We start from the raw sequence: 18688 nt of genomic DNA, 5'->3' as shown, positions 1-18688 counted from the left end.
CCGCACCCCCCTATCATCGCCGCGATGGCGGGCGCGTGCACCCCCGCCACCGTATGGTTGCTGCGATCAGTTGCCGGTGACCGTATGCGCGGCTTCACGGGTTGCCGAGAAACGCACATCCGGCGCGCGTTCCTGCGCCAGCTGGAGGTTGACCCGGGTCGGCGCCAGGTAGACCAGGTGGCCGGCGGCGTCGAGGGCCAAGTTCAGCGCGTTCTTCTCGCGGAACTCCTCCAGCTTCTTCTCGTTGCTGCAGTGGACCCAGCGCGCCGTGGTCACGCTGACCTGCTCGAAGGTGGCTTCCACGCCGTATTCGTCCTTCAGGCGGTAGGCAGCCACATCGAACTGCAGCACGCCCACCGCACCCAGGATCAGGTCGTTGCTGGTCAACGGACGGAAGAACTGGGTCGCGCCTTCCTCGGACAACTGTGCCAGGCCCTTCTGCAGCTGCTTGAGCTTGAGCGGATCGCGCAGGCGGGCGCGACGGAACAGTTCCGGGGCGAAGTTGGGGATGCCGGTGAAGGTGATCGCTTCACCCTCGGTGAATGTGTCACCGATGGAAATGGTGCCGTGGTTGTGGATGCCGATCACATCGCCCGGCCACGCCTCGGCGGCGATTTCACGGTCGCTGGCCATGAAGGTCAGCGCGTTGGCCAGCTTCATGTCCTTGCCGGTGCGCACGTGCAGGGTCTTCATGCCGGCAGTGAACCGGCCCGAGCAGACGCGCATGAAGGCCACGCGGTCACGGTGCAACGGATCCATGTTGGCCTGGATCTTGAACACGAAGCCGGTCAGTTTCTGCTCCTGCGGGGCGACTTCGCGGCCGGTGGTGGAGCGCGCCTGCGGCGACGGCGCGTGCTCGACGAAGAAGTCCAGCAGCGGCTGCACACCGAAGTTGTTCACGCCCGAGCCGAAGAACACCGGGGTCTGCTTGCCGGCGCGGTAGGCCTGCAGATCGAACGGGTGGCTGGCACCCTGCACCAGTTCCAGTTCGTCGCGCAGATCGGCCAACATCCGTTCGCCGATCTTCTCGGCCAGCCCGGGCGAATCGATCGACGGGAAGATGGTCGAATCCTGACGGGTGAAGTTGCGGCCCTGTTCGTACAGGTGCACTTCGCCGGTGATCAGGTGGACCACGCCCTTCAGGCGTTGGCCCATGCCGATCGGCCAGGTGACCGGTGCGCACTGGATGCCGAGCACGCTTTCAACCTCATCCAGCAGGTCGATCGGCTCCTTGCCCTCGCGATCGAGCTTGTTGATGAAGGTCATGATCGGGGTGTCGCGCAGGCGGCACACTTCCATCAGCTTGATGGTGCGCTCCTCCACGCCCTTGGCCACGTCGATCACCATCAGCGCCGAGTCCACCGCGGTCAGCACGCGGTAGGTGTCCTCGCCGAAGTCGGCGTGGCCCGGGGTATCGAGCAGATTGATGATCTTGCCTTCGTACGGGAACTGCATCACCGAGGAGGTGACGGAGATGCCGCGCTCCTTTTCCAGCGCCATCCAGTCCGAGGTGGCGTGGCGGGCAGCCTTGCGGCCCTTCACCGAGCCGGCCATCTGGATCGCGCCTCCGAACAACAGCAGCTTTTCGGTCAGCGTGGTCTTGCCGGCGTCAGGGTGGGAAATGATGGCGAACGTGCGGCGACGCGACGCTTCGGTGGCGACTTCGGACATGGCAGTGGCGCCCGCACGGGGCGCTTTTCAAAGAGATAAGCGCCCGATTATACCGGCCTGCCGGCGTCGGCGGGTCAGCGCCCGGCGCTGGCGTCGCCGCGGCCCTCGCGGGCGAAGTGCAATTCGCCCTGTGGCGCGAGGATGCGTACCGGCACCGAACGCAGGCCCATGCCCCGGTTGAGCTGCACCACGAAGTGCAGGTGCGGGGCGGTGCTGTAGCCACTGTTGCCGGACAGGCCGATCGGCTGGCCAGCCTGCACGGCCTGGCCGGGACGGACCCGCATGCCGCCAGCCTGCAGGTGGGCGTACATCGCCATGCTGCCGTCGCTGTGCAGGATACGAACGAAGTTGGCGCGTCCGGCATCGCGTTCACGATCCAGGCCATTGCCGCGGAAACCGTCCTGTACCTGCATCACCGTACCCTCGCGGGCGGCCAGGACCTGCGTAGCTTCGGGCAGGGCAAAGTCGATGGCGTCGCGGTTCTCCTCGTCATCGTGGCTGAACCGGCCCTGCGGGGCTTGGTCCACACGCAGCTGGACAGCCTCGAAGGGCAGGCGATAGGCGACGTCTTCGGCGCGCGCGACCGGATTGCCCGGCACCGACTGCAGGCGAAGGTCCACTGCCTTGCCGCTGGGAGGGGAGGGAAGGTGGCCCACCACCAGACTGCCGGTGGCCTGCACCAGTGACTGCAGCGGCAGGCCCTCCACCTGCGTGCCGGGGGCGGCGCGCAGCTCGATCTGCACCGGGCCGGACAGCGGGTTGTCGATCCGTGCCTGCCACTGGTCGCCGATCTGCTGCAGCCGCAGGCGGGCCATCGGCGCCGCTTGCGGCGCGGCGTCGGACGTGGGCACGGCTGGTGTCTTCGGTACCAGTCCCCAGGCCTGGCGCCAGTCGGCGGCGTTCGCGGAGGCGCTCGCCAACAGGGGCAGCAGCAGGCAGGGCAGGGGCAAGCGGCGCATCGACGGCTCCAGCGACATGGACCGCCGGGACTCTACGCAAGCTGTCGGGATGGGGGAAGGGTGGGGGCGCCTGCACTCATTCATCTCTTTATCCGCATGAAGGGATTGACATGCCCGGAAAGGACTGGCATCGTGGCTCCACCATCGAGACCGGCAGAGGGACAGGCCCTTTGAAGCCGGGGCAGCCCGCAGACGCGAAAGCGCCTGCGTAGGTGCCAAATCCTGCGGGGACCGTGGCGTCCACCGAAAGATGGTTCGAACCTGCACACAACGTGCATGTCGAACGCGAGCCCCGCGAAGGCTCGATGGCCGATTTCCCTACCGGAACCCGCCATGAGCTTCGCCACCAGCACCGTGCTTCGCCCCGAATCCTTTGTCCCCGTCAGCGTGCCGGTCGATGACCGCGTGCACGCCGAGCGCGGCGAGTTCGCCGCCGTGCTCTCGATGCGTCATGCCGGTCCTTGCCCGGTACGCCTGCGCTACGAGTGGGTCGGTCCGGTCAACGCACCAGTGGTGGTGCTGGCCGGCGGCATTTCCGCGCACCGCCATGTGGCGTCCAATGCGCAGTTCACCGAGAAGGGCTGGGCCGAAGGCCTGGTCGGCAGCGGCCGCGCGCTGGATCCGCAGCAGCTGCGTGTGCTCGCGTTCGATTTCATCGGCGCCGACGGCGCGCTGGATGTGCCGATCGATACCGCCGACCAGGCCGATGCGTTGGCATTGCTGCTGGACCACCTCGGCATCCGCGCGCTGAAGGCGTTCGTCGGCTATTCGTATGGTGCACTGGTCGGCCAGCAGTTGGCGATCCGCCACCGTGCCCGGGTACGCCAGCTGGTGCTGGTCAGCGGCGCACACCGCCCGCATCCGTATGCCGCCGCCTGGCGTGCGCTGCAGCGCCGTGCCGTGGCGCTGGGCCAGCTGCAGTGTGGCGAAGACCACGGCCTGGCGCTGGCTCGTCAGTTCGCGATGCTCAGCTATCGCACGCCGGAAGAATTCGGCGAGCGCTTCGACGCAGCACCGGAAGTGGTCAATGGTCGCGTCCGGGTTGCCGCCGAAGATTACCTCGACGCCGCTGGCGCGCAGTACGTCGCACGCACGCCGGTCAACGCCTACCTGCGCCTGTCCGAGTCGATCGACCTGCACCGCGTGGACCCGAGCGCGATCCTGCCGCCGACCGTGGTGGTTGCCGTTGAAGGCGACCGCCTGGTTCCGCTTGCCGACCTGGTCGGCCTGGTCGAGGGACTGGGCCCGCGCGGCAGCCTGCGCGTGCTGCGCTCGCCCTACGGTCACGACGCCTTCCTGAAAGAAACCGATCGCATCGACGCGATCCTCGCCACCGCCTTCCGCACTTCTGGAGAGTCCGCATGAGCCTGCACGCCGCTGAACCGTCCTGTTGTCGCACCACCGCCGCCGTCCGCGCCGGCATCGATCGGGACACCGCCCATGGCGCGGTCACGCCGCCGATCGTGCTGTCGTCGAACTTCAGCTTTGAAGGCTTCGGCAACAAGCGCCAGTACGACTACACCCGCAGTGGCAATCCCACGCGCGACCTGCTGGGCGAGGCGCTGGCCGAACTGGAGGGCGGCGCCGGCGGCGTGGTCACTGCCACCGGCATGGGTGCGATCAACCTGGTGCTGAACGCACTGCTGCAGCCCGGCGATACCCTGGTGGTGCCACACGATGCTTACGGCGGCAGTTGGCGCCTGTTCAACGCGTTGGCCAAGAAGGGCCATTTCGAACTGGTTACCGCCGACCTGACCGACCCGCGCGCGCTGGCCCAGGCGCTGGCCACGCAGCCGAAGCTGGTGCTGGTCGAAACGCCATCCAACCCGCTGCTGCGCATCACCGACCTGCGCTTCGTGATCGATGCTGCGCACAAGGCCGGTGCGCTGGTGGTGGTGGACAACACATTCCTATCGCCGGCATTGCAGCAACCGCTGTCGTTCGGTGCGGACCTGGTGCTGCATTCCACCACCAAGTACATCAACGGCCACAGCGACGTGGTCGGCGGTGCGGTGATTGCCCGCGATCCCGCCGTGCACGAGCAGCTGGTGTGGTGGGGCAATGCACTGGGCCTTACCGGTTCACCGTTCGATGCGTTCCTGACCCTGCGCGGCCTGCGCACATTGGATGCACGCCTGCGCGCGCACCAGGAGAATACCGCCGCAATCGTGGCACTGCTTGATGCGCATCCGGCGGTGGCCAAGGTCTACTACCCGGGCCTGGCCGATCATCCCGGCCACGCCGTTGCCGCCCGGCAGCAGAGCGGTTTCGGCGCGATGTTGTCCTTCGAACTGGCCAGCTGTGCCGGTGACGATCCGCATGCCGCTGTGCGCACGTTTGTCGATGGCCTGCGCTACTTCACGCTGGCCGAGTCGCTGGGTGGGGTGGAGAGCCTGATCGCGCACCCAGCAACCATGACCCACGCGGCGATGACGGCCGAAGCACGCACTGCCGCGGGCATCAGCGAAGGCCTGCTGCGGTTGTCGGTTGGCATCGAAGGCGAACGTGACCTGCTGGCGGATCTGGGCGCTGCACTGGCGCGTGCGGAGGCGGTGATCGATGCGGTGGCGCGTGGCAAACAGGTAGCAGACGCATGAGCGCTTTGCCTGTCGAGATTCCGCTGCTGGGTACCGGCCGCTTGGCGCTGCTCGGAACCGGCACCGTCGGTACGGCCTTCGTACAGCGCTACCAGGCGCTGCAGGCACGTGGGCTGGAGTTGCCCAGCGTGCAGTGGCTGGCCAATTCGCGCACGGCGCTGGCGATCGACCGTGATCTGGCGTTGCCGCTGGAACTGGCACGTCGCGCGCCGCGCGATGGGCAGAGCTCGCCGCCTTGGGCCAGTGCCGAAGGGCTGGAGCGTGGTGACGTGGTGGTCGATGCCACCGCCAGCGAAGACGTAGCGGCGCGCCACGTGCAGTGGTTGGCGCGCGGCGTGCACGTGGTGACCGCCAACAAGCTCGGCCGTGGTGCGCACCTGTCGCGCGCGCAGGCCATCGCCGACCGTTGCGCCGACAGTGGTGCACGCTACGGCGACAGTGCCACCGTCGGCGCCGGCCTCCCGTTGCTCAGCAGCCTGCGCGCGCTGGTTGCCGGTGGCGACCACATCCATGCCATCGAAGGCGTGCTTTCCGGCTCGCTGGCGTGGCTGTTCAATCGCTATGACGGCCAGTCACCGTTCTCGGCGGCGGTGCGTGAAGCGCTGGCGGCCGGCTACACCGAGCCGGACCCGCGGCTGGATCTTTCCGGCGAGGATGTGCGCCGCAAGTTGTTGATCCTGGCGCGCAGCAGCGGATTGGCGCTGGATGCTTCGCAGGTGCAGGTCGATTCACTGGTGCCGGATACGCTGGCAGCGTTGCCGCTGGAAGATGCAGTGAACGCGCTGGAGCAACTGGATGCACCGCTGCAGGCGCGTTGGCAGCAGGCGCGCGAGAACGGCCGCGTGCTGCGTTTTGTCGGGCGCGTTGATGGCGAGGGTGCGCAGGTGGGCCTGCGCGAGCTGGCGGCCGACCATCCGCTGGCGCAGGGCGCCGGCACCGACAATCGCGTGGCAATCCACAGCGATCGCTACCGCGCGCAGCCGCTGTTGATCCAGGGGCCGGGCGCGGGTGCGGAAGTGACCGCAGCGGCACTGCTGGATGATGTGTTGCGGATCGTGGGTTGACCCCAGCCGCCGCTGCGCTCGCCGGGCATGGCCCGGCGCTACCCACACCGATCCTGGTAGCGCCGGGCCATGCCCGGCGGTCATGGAACGTCAACGCGCCTTCAGCGACTTCAGCAACGCCGTATTGAACTGCTTCGGATCCTGCACCTGCGGCGAATGGCCCAGCGCCGCGAACTCGACCAGGGTCGAGCCTGCAATAGCCGCGGCGGCCGCCTTGCCCAGTACCGGGTAATTGCCCAGCGCTGCCTTCAGTTCGGGCGATGCCTGGTCACGACCGATCGCTGTGCGGTCCTTCTGGCCGATGAACAACGTGGTCGGTACCTGCAGATTCTTCAGTTCATGGACTACCGGTTGGTTGAACACCATGTCCGAGGTCAACGCCTGGCTCCAGGCGACCTGCTGCTTGCCCGGGCCCTCGTACATGCCCGACTGCATGCGCGCCCACGGTTCGTACGCCGGCTTCCACTTGCCGTCGTAGTACACGTCCAGCTGGTAGCGACGGATGCTGTCATAGCTGATGTTCATTTCGCCGGCATACCACGCGTCCACGCTGCGCCAGGGCACGCCCAGCGCCTTCCAGTCTTCCAGCCCGATCGGATTGACCAGCGACAGACTGCGCAGCTCCTGCGGATACATCAGCGCATAGCGGATGGCCAGCATGCCGCCCATCGAATGACCGACTACATGCACCGGCACGTCACCCAGCTGCAGCTGCTGCAGCAGCGCATGGGTATTGTCGGCAAGCTGCCCGAAGGAATACTGGTAGCGCTCGGGCTTGCTCGATTTGCAGAAGCCCACCTGGTCCGGCGCGATCACCCGGTAGCCAGCAGCCACCAGCGGCTTGATCGTCTCCTTCCAGGTCGCTGCGCAGAAGTTCTTGCCATGCAGCAGCACCACCACGCCGATCGGCCTCTTCTTCGGCGCGACATCCAGATAGGCCATTTCCAGCGGCTGGCGCTGCGATTCCAGCGCAAAGGTCTTCACCGGATAGCCGTAATCGAACCCCTCCAGCCGCGGCCCATAGGCTGGCGCAGCGAGAGCGGACAACGGAACGCAGGCAAGCAGGGCGGCGGCGATCACGCGCATGGGACATTCCGGGGCAGGGGATGCCCGAGCCTAACCGGAAAACGGTGACGGTGTTGTCCGATAAGGAAACACCCTGCAGAGCCAGGGCGATGCCCGGCCCTGCAGTAGAGCCAGGCCATGCCTGGCTGCGCCAATCATCAGCACTCGATGACGTTCACCGCCAGCCCGCCGCGGCTGGTTTCCTTGTACTTGTCCTGCATGTCGCGGCCGGTATCGCGCATGGTCTTGATGACCTTGTCCAGCGACACCTTGTGCTTGCCGTCGCCGCGCATGGCCATGCGCGAGGCATTGATCGCCTTCACCGCACCCATCGCGTTGCGCTCGATGCACGGAATCTGCACCAGGCCGCCGATCGGGTCGCAGGTCAAGCCCAGGTTGTGCTCCATGCCGATTTCCGCCGCGTTCTCGATCTGGCTCGGGTTGCCGCCGAGTGCCGCGACCAGGCCACCGGCGGCCATCGAACACGCAACGCCGACCTCACCCTGGCAGCCCACTTCGGCGCCGGAGATCGAGGCATTTTCCTTGTACAGGATGCCGATCGCCGCCGAGGTCAGCAGGAAGTCGAACACCCGCTGTTCGTTCGCGCCCGGGCAGAAACGGTCGAAGTAATGCAGCACCGCCGGCAGTACACCCGCCGCGCCGTTGGTGGGCGCGGTGACCACGCGGCCACCGGCAGCGTTTTCTTCATTCACGGCCAGCGCATACAGGTTGACCCAGTCCAGCGTGGTCAGCGGATCGCGCATCGCCGCTTCCGGCTTCGACGACAGTTCGCGGTACAGCGCCGGTGCGCGGCGGCCCACTTTCAGGCCACCCGGCAGCACGCCTTCCTCACGGATGCCGCGCGCCACGCAGGCCTGCATCGCGCTCCAGATCTCGCGCAGGTTGTCGCGGATCTCGTCCTCGCTGCGCCAGCACTTCTCGTTCTCGAACATCAACTGGGCGATGCTCAGGCCACTGCGCGCGGTCTGCGCCAGCAGCTCGTCGCCGCTCTTGAACGGGTAGGGCAGTGGCGTTTCGTCAGGCACGATACGGTCATCGGCCGCATCGTCCTGGTTGACCACAAAGCCACCACCGACCGAGTAGTAATCGCGGGTGGCCAGTACTTCGTCATCAGCGTTGTACGCAGTGAAGCGCATGCCGTTGGTGTGGTAGGGCAGCTTCTGCCGCTTGTTCAGGCCGAGGTCGCGCTTTTCGTCGAAGGCGATCTCGTGCTGGCCCATCAGTACGATCCGCTTGCTGCCGCGGATGCGCTCCAGCGTGGAGGGGATGATGTCCGGATCGATCAGGTTCGGACGCTGCCCTTCCAGGCCAAGCAGGATCGCCTTGTCGGTGCCGTGGCCGCGACCGGTCAGTGCCAGCGAGCCGTACACATCGGCACGGATGCGCGCAACCTCCGCAAGCTTGCCCGGGTCGAGCAGCCAGCGATGGATGAAGCGCTCGGCGGCCCTCATCGGCCCGACGGTGTGCGAGGAGCTCGGGCCAATGCCGATCTTGAAAACGTCGAACGTGCTGACAGCCATGGTTGCCGTACTGCGGGTACCGGGAGAGACCGCTATTCTAGCGGTTCACGCCGCACTTCCATGACTGCGGCGCAGCATTTCCGCCAAGGGAGCAAACCGCGGTGTTGACCCTGTTCCAGCGTGACGACTGCCATCTGTGTGACATGGCCCTGGCCGAGCTGGCCAAGGCGCGGGCGCCCGAGTTCGAATCGGTGTTCCTGGATGACCAGCCGGCGCTGGAGGCGCGCTATGGGGCGCGGGTGCCGGTGCTGCGTGATGAGGCCGGAGGACGGGAGCTGGACTGGCCGTTCGATGCGGCTGCGGTGCAGGCCTGGCTGGCCGCCGGTCGGTAGTGCCGGCCGCTGGCCGGCAGTTGCCTGGATCCATGTGGTTGCCGGCCAGCGGCCGGCACTACCGGAGATGGCCGGGGCTGTGCCCCGGCACGTTGCTTATTTCGCGTCGAACTTCACGATCGTGCTGATCGCGGTTTCGTCGGGGATGGTCTTGGTATCGGCCCAGTCGCCGCCGCCGACACCGAAGTCCAGGCGCTTGACCGTGGCCTTGCCGGTCAGCACCGGCTGAGCGCCGGGCTTCCAGGTGAAAGTAAAGGTGACCGGCTTGCTCACGCCGCGCAGTTCCAGCGTGCCATCGGCGGCGAACTGGTCGTTGCCGAGCGCGCGGAAACCCTTGGCGGTGTAGCGCGCGGTAGCGAACTTGCCGACGTTGAAGAAGTCCGCGCCCTGCAGGGTGGAGTCGCGGTCGCTGTTGCCGCTCTTGGCGCCGGCCAACGGAATCACCACGTCCAGCGAACCTGCGGACGGATTGGCCGGGTCGAAGCTGAGCTTGGTGGCAAAGCCCGGGAAGTTGCCAGTGAACACTTCACCGTCGTACTTGGTGGCAAAGGCCAGGAACGAACCGGCACCTGGGGCCTGCGCGTAATCGGCGGCGAGCACCGGTGCGGCGGCCAGCATGCCGGCAAGGGCGGCAGCCACGGCGGCCGGGGTGGTCAGTTTCAGATTCATCGGTCAGTCCTTCTGGGGAGAGGCGAGCCAGCCACGCGGCAACATCCGGGACAGGGTGGCATCGCGCTGGAACAGGTGGTGGTAGAAGGCAGCGCCGGCATGGGCCAGCACTACCGCGATCAGCAGCCAGAAGCCGTATTCGTGCAACGCATGGGAAACCGCCACGACCTGCGGGTCCGGCCCGCTCAGCTTGGGCACATCGGCCAGACCGAACCAGCGGAACGGACGCAGGCCGCTGGCCGAGTCGTACAGCCAGCCCGACAACGGGATGGCGAACATCAGCACATACAGCAGCACATGGGTGGCGCTGGCGATGCGTTCCTGCCAGCCCGGCACGCCCGGTACCGGCTTGGGGGCACCGGCATACAGGCGCCAACCCAGGCGCAGCACCACCAGTGCCAGCACGGTGATGCCGATCGACTTGTGCGCGGTATAGACCCAGAAGTACTTGGGCGTCTTCGGCAGCTCGCCCATGGTCAGGCCAACGATGCCCAGGGCGAGAATCAGCAGTGCGATCAGCCAGTGCAGGGTCTGGCTGACACTCCCCCAGGCGGCAGGGGTGTTCTTGGCGGTCATGAAGGGTCCTTGGTGGCCGTCTGGCTGTCGGAGTGGGGTTGGGGCGTGGGAGTTCCCGCACGGTCGCTGCGGTCGAGCGTGGCTTCAGCCTCGATCCGCACCTGCACCGCATCACCGATCACGCCCGGCCAGGCGGTGATGCCGAAGGCACGCCGGCTCAGCGTGGTGGTGGCGGAGAAGCCGGCCGTACGCCGGAAGGGCGGCAGCGGATAGCGCTTGATCTGGTTCAAGGTCACTTCCAGCGTGACCTCCTGGCTGACCCCGCGCAGGGTCAGCGTGCCGGTCACATGGGCATGTGTGGCGTCGATCGGTTCGACATGGCGGGAGACGAAGCGGGCGGTGGGGAAGCGTTCGCCATCGAGCAGGCTGCGCGCCAGGGTTGCCTGGTTCCACTTGGCATCACCAAGGTCCAATCGCGACACCGGAATCTCGACGTCCAGTGTCGCATCGCGCCAGTTGTCGCTATCGAACTGCAGTTGGCCCTGGCTTCCGGAGATCGTACCCAGCGCCTGCGAGTAGCCGGCATGGTCGATCGCGAACAGCACCCGGGTGTGCACCGGATCGATGCGGTAGGCATCGTTGCCTGCCCAGGCGGGGGCGACGGCAAGCAGCATCGGCAGCAGGGCCAGGCGGAGGCGCATCGGCGGTGGACTCGGGGAAAATGACTGTTCGATCATACCCATAGCCCTTGCGCAACGCTGTGTGCACGGCTGCAACAGTTCGTGGTGCCGATGTGGCCGGAAACAAGCTGTTGCAGCGATGGCTGCAGCCCTGTGTGACAATCGGCACAGGACAGGGGGTTCAGGATGACGAGCGGCTGGCGCCGGTGGTGCCAAGGCATTGCAGGAGCAGGTCTGGTGCTGTTGGCGCTTTCCGCTGCAGCCGCGACCTTGGACATGGCCGGTGAAACACCGCGCCTGCGCCGTTTCGGCGCGGCCGAGGGCTTGCCCTCGCGCATGGTGGTCGCGCTGGCCGAAGACCGCCAGGGCCGTGTGTGGGCGGCCACCGACGGCGGCTTGGCCCGCTATGACGGTGGTGAACTGCGGGTGTGGCAGCACGACCCGGCACAACCGGATTCGCTGCCCGGCAACGAGATCGAAACCCTGCTGGTCGACCCGCTCGACCGGGTATGGGTCGGCATCAACGGCAAGGGACTGGCCCGCCTGGATGCCGACCGCGAACGCTTCAAGACCTTCGAGTCCGTCACCGAAGGATGCCAGGGACAGTTCTGGACCCTGGCCTATGCCGAGGATGCGCTATGGGTCGGCAGCAGCAGCCATGGGGTCTGCCGCTTCGGCGAAGATGGCTCGTTACGCCATTTCCAGCATGATCCGGCGCAGCCTGGCGGTCTGCCGAGCGACACCGTCTTCAGCAGTCTGGTTGATGCGCAGGGCCGGCTGTGGGTGGGAACCGAAGCCGGTGTGGCGCGCTGGAACGGCCAGTCCTTCGAAGCCGTGGCACCGCGCGAACTAGGGGCGGTCAGTGTGTTGCGGCTGAGCCGCGATGCCGATGGCGCAATATGGGTCGGCACGCAGAACGACGGCCTGTATCGCATCGATGCGCAGGATCGGGTGACGCGACCGGCCTGGGCCGACAGTGCCCGCCTGCGCTCGGCACTGGTCCTGGCCGACAGCCACGGAGGCTATTGGGCGGGAACCTCCGACGGCCTGCTGCGCGGTGACGGCCAGGTGCTGCGCAAGCTGGAAGGCGACCGTGGCAGTGGCTTCCTGACCGGCCATAGCGGCGTGCTGGACCTGCTGCAGGATCATGAGGGAGGGCTCTGGGTAGCACTGTTGACCCAGGGCCTGGCCTACCTTCCACCAGACTGGCGGCGCTTTTCGACCTGGTACCAGGCCGATGGCAAGCCGCTGGACAGCCAGTACCTGCTGAGTGCTGCCAGCGACGGTCGCAGCTACTACGTCGGTTCTGCCCACGGTGTCTACCAGATCGATGCACAGGGGACGTTGAGCCTGCTGGCCAGTGACCGCGAGCTGGGCGGCGGCGCAGTGTGGTCGGTGCTGCCACGTCCCGATGGGCGGCTGTGGCTGGGCCGCGCGGGACGCATCAGCGTCTACGACCCGGCCACCCGTGCGCTGCGCGACTGGCGCATCGGCGGCGGCTCCGACCTGCGGCAGCGCATCGATCTGATGCGACAGGCGCCTGATGGCACGGTCTGGGTGTCGGTGATGAATCTGGGCTTGCAGCAGCGCAGTGCCGAGGGCCGCCTGTTGCGCAGTTTCGATGGCGCTACGCTGCGTGGTGACACCGATGCACCGGTCGAACAGATCCGCTTCGATGCCACGGGGCGGGCCTGGGTGATGGGGGAAACTGGCATTCTGCGCGAGCAGGGTGATCGCTTCGAAGCGGTGCCGGGGGTTTCCAGCGGCCCGATCTACGATCTGGTATGGATTGATCCCCGGCAGATGTGGGTCGCACGCCAGGGCGCATTTGAACGCTACCAGTGGGATGGCCTCAGCCTGCGCTTGATCCAGCGCGTCGATGCCAGTGCCGGCGTGCCGCCGGTCAGTATGGGGGGGCTGGCTCTGGCCCGGAACGGCCAGTTGTGGGCAACGACACCCCGCGGCCTGCTGCGCTGGGATCCGAAACAGCGTCGCCTGCAGATCTTCAATGAGCGTGACGGTCTGCTCGATGCCGAGTTCACCGGACGCCCGCCGGCGATCGATGCCGATGGCCGGGTGCTGGCCGTCACCCAGACCGGCATGGTGGGCTTCGATCCGAATGCCGCCGACACCGAACTGCCGCCGTCGCAGCTGGTGATCGCGCAGGTACGCGTCCGTCGCGATGATGCGCGCGGCTGGCAGCCCTTGCCGACCTCCGGCCTGCTGTTGCTGGGGCCTGATGACCGCGACCTGCAGATCGATGCGCGGTTGCTGTCCTACGCCAACCCGCAGGGCAACCGCTACCGGTTCCGCGTGGAGGGCTACGACCAGAACTGGGTGGAACAGGGCGGGGATGGCCAGCGCACGTTGTCGCGGCTGCCGCCCGGGGCTTATTTGATCGAGGTGCAGGCCGCATCGGCCAGTGGCCCGTGGACGCCCTCGCAGCAGTTGCACATCAAGGTATTGCCGCCCTGGTGGCGCAGCGGCATGGCGATCTTCGGCTATGTGATGCTGGGCTCGCTGTTGCTGTTGGCACTGCTGTGGTCGATCCGCAGGCGGCTGCGGCGGCGCCAGCAGTGGCAGTTGACGGTGCACAAGCAGCAGATCGCCGAGCAGGCGTCGCAGGCCAAGAGCCGCTTCCTGGCGACCCTGGGCCACGAAGTGCGCACGCCGATGACCGGCGTACTGGGCATGAGCGAGCTGCTGCTGGCCACCGAACTGGACCCGGTGCAGCGCAGCTATGCCGGCTCGATCCAGCAGGCCGGAAGTCATCTGCTGCGGCTGGTCAACGACGCGTTGGACCTGGCACGGATCGAGGCCGGACGACTTGAGCTGGACATCCGGCCGTTTGACCTCGGCGGGCTGCTGGACCAGGTGCAGGCGCTGATGCAGCCGATGGCACAACAGCGCAGGCTGGCGTTCCAGCGCGGGGATGCACTGCCAGGCCCGATCTGCGTCAGTGGCGATGAGATGCGTGTCCGCCAGATCCTGCTGAACCTGCTGGGCAACGCGATCAAGTTCACCGAGCGCGGCCATGTCGGTCTGGCGGCGCGCCTGGACGACAACGGCGGCGCGGTGACCTTCGAGGTCAGCGACAGCGGGCCGGGCATCAATACCCAGCAGCAGCAGCGCCTGTTCCATCGCTTCGAACAGGCCGATGGCCCGCGTACCGCCTCGCGCTATGGTGGCAGCGGGCTGGGCCTGGCGATCTGCCAGGAACTGGCGGTGGCGATGGGTGGCCGCATCGATGTCGACAGCCAGCCGGGGCGTGGCGCACGTTTCGCCGTGCGGCTGCCGCTGCCATGGAGCCGGCAGCAGACCTCCAGCCCTGGCGAGGCAGTGTCGCCAACGCTGCCTGCACTGCGCATCCTGCTGGTCGAGGATGATGCAACCGTTGCCGAGGTCATTGCCGGCCTGCTGCGCAGCCGTGGCCATGAGGTGGTGCACGTGCTGCATGGACTGGGAGCGCTGTCGGAGATATCCACCGAGGGGTTTGATGTCGGTCTGCTCGACCTCGACCTGCCGGCACTCGACGGCACCGCCATCGCCCGCCAGCTGCGCGCGATGGGCTACGAGTTGCCGTTGGTGGCGGTTACCGCGCGCTCGGATGCCTATGCCGAGACCCAGGTGCTTGCGGCCGGATTCGATGGTTTCCTGCGCAAGCCGGTGACCGGTGATCTGCTGGTGGCGGCCATTGCCCAGGCACGCAGCAAACGCCAGATCATCAGCTGAGCACGGCATCTAGCGGCGTGAATCGCGCAACTTTCGGTTTACCATGCCGACGCCCACGGCGTGGGCATCATCAACAGCAGCGTGAGGAGGCCATCGGTGGTGTATCTGCGGGCAGTGACGCTGCTGATGTTGCTGCTGTGCTGCCTGGTGCCCGCTGCCGCGCAGCCGGTGCCGCCTTCGCCGCGCCAGGTCACCGTGTTCGACGGGTTGCCATCGAACACCGTCAACCGCATGGCCGAGGACCGTTACGGCTACCTGTGGATTGCCACAAACGATGGCCTGGCGCGCTACGACGGGCGCAACTACCGCATCTGGCGCTCCGAAGACGGTCTGCGCGACAACCGCATCTGGAGCGTGCTGGTCGATGCCCGCAACGAGCTGTGGATCGGCACTGAAAATGCCGGCCTGGTGCGGATGTCGGCCGATCGCCGGCAGCTGCGCTTCTACGACCGCAGCAGTCAGCCGCTGATGGGCAGCAATACGGTCTGGAGCCTGGCTGCGACACCGGATGGCGCGATCTGGTTCGGCACCCACGAGGGCGGCCTGTACCGGCTGGACAGCAATGATCGTCTGCAGCGGTTCCTGCCCGAAGCGAACAACCCGCGCAGTCTGCCGGCCGCGTCGGTACCGTACCTGGCCACGCTTGCCGATGGCAGCCTGTGGGTCGGCACCAAGCATGGCGTGGCGCGCTGGACCGGCACCGATTTCGAACGCATCGGCGGCGACCTGGTGCCCAGCCTGCTGATCAATGGACTGACCGCAGAACCCGACGGCAGCCTCTGGATCAGCACGCTGGCCGGGGCCACGGTGCGGCGCCCGGATGGCCGTTTCGAATCCGTGCCCTGGACCTTGCCCGCCGGCGACCAGGTGCTGGGCATGATGCTGCGCGATGAACAGGGCGGGCACTGGCTGGACACGCGCAGCGGCCTGGGCCGGGGTATCGATGGCCGATACCAGACCGTACCGCTGTACAGCGCCATCGCCCGTGGCCTGGTGCGGCCGAACTGGACCGGCGCCTATGAGGACCGCGAAGGCGGCATCTGGCTGGCCAGTACCAATGCCGGCCTGTGGCACCTGCTTCCGCGCTGGTGGCAGTTTTCGGTGTTTTCGCGACTGGAGGATGATCCGTCCTCGCTGCGCAATTCCTATGTGCTGGGGACCAGCCCCTCCAGCAATGGTGGCGTGTGGACCGTCGGCAGCCATGGCGCGCTGGATCGTTTCAATCCGCGCACGGGCGTGATCGAGCAGCACCGCACCTTCGTCAACGGCATGCACTGGCTGACGTCGGTGCGCGAAGACCGGCAGGGACGGGTGTGGGTGGGCTCGACCGATGCCTTGATGCGCTATGACCCGCGTCGTGGCGAGCTGCGGCGCTGGGGGCGTGACTCCGGCGCGGATGCGACCATGGAAGGCAACATCGAGGCGATGATGACCTGCGATGGCGACAGCCTGTGGTTGATGCTGGCAGCGGGCCTGCAGCAGCGTGACCTGGACGGGCATGTGCGTCGGCAGCTGGACAACGGCCAGGAGGGTCTTCAGGCCGGTCAGCTCAATCTGGACGTGGAATGTGGCCCGCAGGACCGGATCTGGCTTGCCAGCAGCCGCGGCCTGCTGCAATGGCAACCGGATGCGCAGCGCTTCCAGCCGGTGCCCGGTGCGCCGGCCACGGCGGTGTATGCCCTGCACGTCGGCAAGGACGGGCAGGTCTGGTTGTCCGAGGATGGCCGCCTGTCGCGCTACCTCTGGAGCCAGGGCAGACTGGAACGGCAGGCGGTGGTGGGGGCGGAGCAGGGCTACCCGGCGATTTCCGCTACCGGTCTGGTAGTCGACGCACAGGGCGTGGCGTGGGCCACCAGTGCCCGCGGCCTGGTGCGGGTGAGTGCCGATGGCGAAAGCGTACGCCTGTACGGGGTGCACGATGGTCTGCCCAGCCAGGAGTTCCGCGAACACACCCTGATCGCCTCCGCCTCTGGGCGCATGGTGGCAGGCACGCCCGCTGGTGTAGTGGTATTCGATCCCGAGCAGGTTCGGCCGTCTACCCGGCGTGCGCCGCTGGTGATCGAGCGAGTGGAGGTGCGCCGCAACGAGCAGTTGCTGGACCTGACCCATGACACGCCGCTGCAGATCGCCGATGGCGACCGTGACCTGCGCATCGTCGCGCGCCTGTTGTCCTTCGCCGATTCGGCCTCCAACACCTACCGCTACCGGTTGGCCGGCTACGACCCGGATTGGGTCGAGGTGGGCCCGGCAGGCGAGCGTCTGTTCTCACGCTTGCCACCCGGTGCTTACCGGCTGGAAGTGCAGGCGCGCTCGGCTGACCACGTATGGTCGCGGGTGCAGACCCTGGAATTCCACGTGCAGCCGCCATGGTGGCGCAGCTTGTCCGGCCTGCTGGTGCTGGCCTCGATCGCACTGCTGCTGACCAGCTGGTTCGCCTGGTTGTACCGGCGCCGGCTGCAGCGCCAGCACGCTTACCAGCTCGCCCTGCACAAGCAGGATCTGGCCGAACACGCGTCGGCGGCGAAGACACGCTTCCTGGCCAATCTCGGCCATGAAATCCGCACGCCGATGACCGGGGTGCTGGGCATGAGTGAACTGCTGCTGGCCTCGCCGCTGGATCCGCAGCAGCGCGGCTATACCCAGTCGATCCGGCATGCGGGCGAGCATCTGCTGCACCTGGTCAACGATGCGCTGGATCTGGCGCGGATCGAATCGGGGCGCCTGGAACTGCAATCCAATGCGTTCGCGCTCAATCGCCTGCTGCAGGATCTGGCCGCGCTGATGGGGCCGCTGGCTGCGCAGAAGGGCCTGCGGTTCGTCCTCGACAACCAGTTGCCCGCAGGGCTGCAGGCGACCGGCGATGCGATGCGGGTGCGGCAGATCCTGCTCAACCTGCTGTCCAACGCGGTCAAGTTCACCAGCCGCGGCAGCATCACGCTGCACGCGCGCTGCGAGGAAGGGCCGCGCGGGTTGCATTTCGAAGTGCGCGATACCGGACCGGGCATCAGCCAGGAGCAACAACAACGGTTGTTCCGGCGCTTCGAGCAGGCTGACGGCGCGCGCACGGCCGCGCAGTACGGCGGCAGCGGCCTGGGCCTGGCGATCTGCCGCGAGCTGGCACTGGCCATGCAGGGGCGTATCCGGGTGGAAAGCCAGCTGGGCAGCGGTACCTGCTTCGGTGTCAGCCTGCCATTGCCGCTGCAGCAGGGTGCGGCCAGCGACGGAGGTGCCGACAGTGACGCCGCTGCTGCTGCGTTCAACATGCCACCGCTGCGGGTGTTGCTGGTGGAGGACGATGCGACCGTGGCCGATGTGATGTGTGGGCTGCTGACCACCCGTGGCCATGAGGTAGTCCATGCGGCCCATGCGCTGGCCGCGCTGCGTGAGATCAGCGCGGGGGATTTCGATGTCGGCCTGCTCGATCTGGATCTGCCGGGCCTGAGCGGTTTCGAACTGGCCCAGCATCTGCGCAACCAGGGTTACACGCTGCCGCTGCTGGCGGTGACCGCGCGCACCGATCCTGATCTGCAGCAGCAGGTGGAAGCGGCCGGTATCGGTGGCTTCCTGCGCAAGCCGGTGACCGGTGAGCTGCTGGTGGAAGCGATCGCCCGGGTCTTGGGGCGGTAGGGGGGCGGCAGGGCTGCGCCCTGCACCTGCCGAGGCCAGAGCAACGGCAACGGCCGAAGCAACAGCAACAGCTGGCTATCCGTGGGATGGCGGGGTGGGTCCGATTGCGGGGGACGCTGCAAGTACGTCCCTGTAAGCTTGGCCGCGGCATCCATGCCGCGGACACCCCCGCAACCGGACCCACCCCGCCTTCGACAGTTTTCCGCAATCTGTCGGAACGGCGTTCTGTGTTGCT

The 18688-nt window shown here is 67.1% G+C and carries 13 protein-coding genes and 1 riboswitch; of the genes, 6 read left to right on the top strand and 7 right to left on the bottom strand.

The features are described from left to right. Positions 1-66: 66 nt before the first annotated feature. Both ACEF39_RS15840 and ACEF39_RS15835 read right to left on the bottom strand, forming a co-directional pair. Complete coding sequence (locus tag ACEF39_RS15840) at positions 67-1671, bottom strand: peptide chain release factor 3 (RefSeq protein WP_500285740.1); 1605 nt, start codon at positions 1669-1671, stop codon at positions 67-69. A 74-nt stretch (positions 1672-1745) separates the two neighbouring features. Beyond that, positions 1746-2630, bottom strand: a complete 885-nt coding sequence (locus ACEF39_RS15835) for a M23 family metallopeptidase (RefSeq protein WP_500285739.1) — start codon at positions 2628-2630, stop codon at positions 1746-1748. 138 nt (positions 2631-2768) lie between these two features. Then, positions 2769-2887: riboswitch (SAM riboswitch) on the top strand. A gap of 76 nt (positions 2888-2963) precedes the next feature. Here ACEF39_RS15835 and metX point away from each other — a divergent pair. The 3 genes from metX to ACEF39_RS15820 are packed head-to-tail and all read left to right on the top strand — an operon-like array spanning position 2964 to position 6291. Next, the gene (metX, locus tag ACEF39_RS15830; protein WP_500285738.1) at positions 2964-3995 is read left to right on the top strand and encodes a homoserine O-succinyltransferase MetX; all 1032 of its coding nucleotides are present in this window, start codon (positions 2964-2966) and stop codon (positions 3993-3995) included. Beyond that, positions 3992-5227 carry an O-succinylhomoserine (thiol)-lyase gene (locus tag ACEF39_RS15825; protein ID WP_500285737.1) on the top strand — a complete coding sequence of 412 codons (1236 nt, stop codon included), beginning with the start codon at positions 3992-3994 and terminating at the stop codon, positions 5225-5227. Before metX ends, ACEF39_RS15825 begins: the two co-directional genes overlap by 4 nt. Next, entirely contained in the window at positions 5224-6291 is a 1068-nt protein-coding gene (locus tag ACEF39_RS15820) for a homoserine dehydrogenase family protein (protein WP_500285736.1), read from the top strand. The genes ACEF39_RS15825 and ACEF39_RS15820 overlap by 4 nt, the downstream gene beginning before the upstream one ends. Before the next feature lie 90 nt (positions 6292-6381). Here the strand turns inward: ACEF39_RS15820 and ACEF39_RS15815 are convergent, their stop codons facing one another. Together ACEF39_RS15815 and ACEF39_RS15810 are read right to left on the bottom strand one after the other, a co-directional pair. After that, positions 6382-7377 carry an alpha/beta fold hydrolase gene (locus ACEF39_RS15815; RefSeq protein WP_500285735.1) on the bottom strand — a complete coding sequence of 332 codons (996 nt, stop codon included), beginning with the start codon at positions 7375-7377 and terminating at the stop codon, positions 6382-6384. A 137-nt stretch (positions 7378-7514) separates the two neighbouring features. Next, positions 7515-8897 carry an L-serine ammonia-lyase gene (locus ACEF39_RS15810; protein WP_500285734.1) on the bottom strand — a complete coding sequence of 461 codons (1383 nt, stop codon included), beginning with the start codon at positions 8895-8897 and terminating at the stop codon, positions 7515-7517. Positions 8898-8998: 101 nt separating this feature from the next. Here ACEF39_RS15810 and ACEF39_RS15805 point away from each other — a divergent pair, with 101 nt between their 5' ends. Next, a complete protein-coding gene (locus tag ACEF39_RS15805) occupies positions 8999-9229 on the top strand; it encodes a glutaredoxin family protein (protein WP_100460059.1) in 231 nt (76 codons plus the stop codon). A 96-nt stretch (positions 9230-9325) separates the two neighbouring features. On the opposite strand, the gene ACEF39_RS15800 is transcribed toward ACEF39_RS15805, so the two are convergent. From ACEF39_RS15800 to ACEF39_RS15790, 3 genes are read right to left on the bottom strand one after another with little or no spacing between them, the layout of a single operon-like run. Next, positions 9326-9898, bottom strand: coding sequence for a YceI family protein (locus tag ACEF39_RS15800; protein ID WP_500285733.1), 573 nt, complete (start codon positions 9896-9898; stop codon positions 9326-9328). Positions 9899-9901: 3 nt separating this feature from the next. Then, positions 9902-10474: a cytochrome b gene (locus ACEF39_RS15795; protein WP_500285732.1), complete on the bottom strand. Its 573-nt coding sequence runs from the start codon at positions 10472-10474 to the stop codon at positions 9902-9904. Continuing rightward, positions 10471-11115: a YceI family protein gene (locus ACEF39_RS15790; protein WP_500285731.1), complete on the bottom strand. Its 645-nt coding sequence runs from the start codon at positions 11113-11115 to the stop codon at positions 10471-10473. Before ACEF39_RS15790 ends, ACEF39_RS15795 begins: the two co-directional genes overlap by 4 nt. Before the next feature lie 165 nt (positions 11116-11280). Here ACEF39_RS15790 and ACEF39_RS15785 point away from each other — a divergent pair, with 165 nt between their 5' ends. Then, complete coding sequence (locus tag ACEF39_RS15785; protein WP_500285730.1) at positions 11281-14826, top strand: sensor histidine kinase; 3546 nt, start codon at positions 11281-11283, stop codon at positions 14824-14826. Between the two features lie 96 nt (positions 14827-14922). Further along, positions 14923-18453 carry a two-component regulator propeller domain-containing protein gene (locus tag ACEF39_RS15780; RefSeq protein ID WP_500285729.1) on the top strand — a complete coding sequence of 1177 codons (3531 nt, stop codon included), beginning with the start codon at positions 14923-14925 and terminating at the stop codon, positions 18451-18453. Positions 18454-18688 lie beyond the last annotated feature (235 nt).

Origin of the sequence: Stenotrophomonas indicatrix (assembly GCA_041545745.1) — a bacterium.
GTDB classification, from domain to species: Bacteria; Pseudomonadota; Gammaproteobacteria; order Xanthomonadales; family Xanthomonadaceae; genus Stenotrophomonas; species Stenotrophomonas indicatrix_A.
This window is presented reverse-complemented; position numbering and strand designations above follow the sequence as displayed.

Bases quoted from the DNA above. Each gene is read 5' to 3' on its own strand.
- ACEF39_RS15800 (WP_500285733.1), bottom strand. From the start codon at position 9,898: ATGAATCTGAAACTGACCACCCCGGCCGCCGTGGCTGCCGCCCTTGCC.
- ACEF39_RS15820 (WP_500285736.1), top strand. From the start codon at position 5,224: ATGAGCGCTTTGCCTGTCGAGATTCCGCTGCTGGGTACCGGCCGCTTG.
- ACEF39_RS15795 (WP_500285732.1), bottom strand. From the start codon at position 10,474: ATGACCGCCAAGAACACCCCTGCCGCCTGGGGGAGTGTCAGCCAGACC.
- ACEF39_RS15785 (WP_500285730.1), top strand. From the start codon at position 11,281: ATGACGAGCGGCTGGCGCCGGTGGTGCCAAGGCATTGCAGGAGCAGGT.
- ACEF39_RS15840 (WP_500285740.1), bottom strand. From the start codon at position 1,671: ATGTCCGAAGTCGCCACCGAAGCGTCGCGTCGCCGCACGTTCGCCATC.
- ACEF39_RS15825 (WP_500285737.1), top strand. From the start codon at position 3,992: ATGAGCCTGCACGCCGCTGAACCGTCCTGTTGTCGCACCACCGCCGCC.
- metX (WP_500285738.1), top strand. From the start codon at position 2,964: ATGAGCTTCGCCACCAGCACCGTGCTTCGCCCCGAATCCTTTGTCCCC.
- ACEF39_RS15810 (WP_500285734.1), bottom strand. From the start codon at position 8,897: ATGGCTGTCAGCACGTTCGACGTTTTCAAGATCGGCATTGGCCCGAGC.
- ACEF39_RS15815 (WP_500285735.1), bottom strand. From the start codon at position 7,377: ATGCGCGTGATCGCCGCCGCCCTGCTTGCCTGCGTTCCGTTGTCCGCT.
- ACEF39_RS15790 (WP_500285731.1), bottom strand. From the start codon at position 11,115: ATGCGCCTCCGCCTGGCCCTGCTGCCGATGCTGCTTGCCGTCGCCCCC.
- ACEF39_RS15835 (WP_500285739.1), bottom strand. From the start codon at position 2,630: ATGCGCCGCTTGCCCCTGCCCTGCCTGCTGCTGCCCCTGTTGGCGAGC.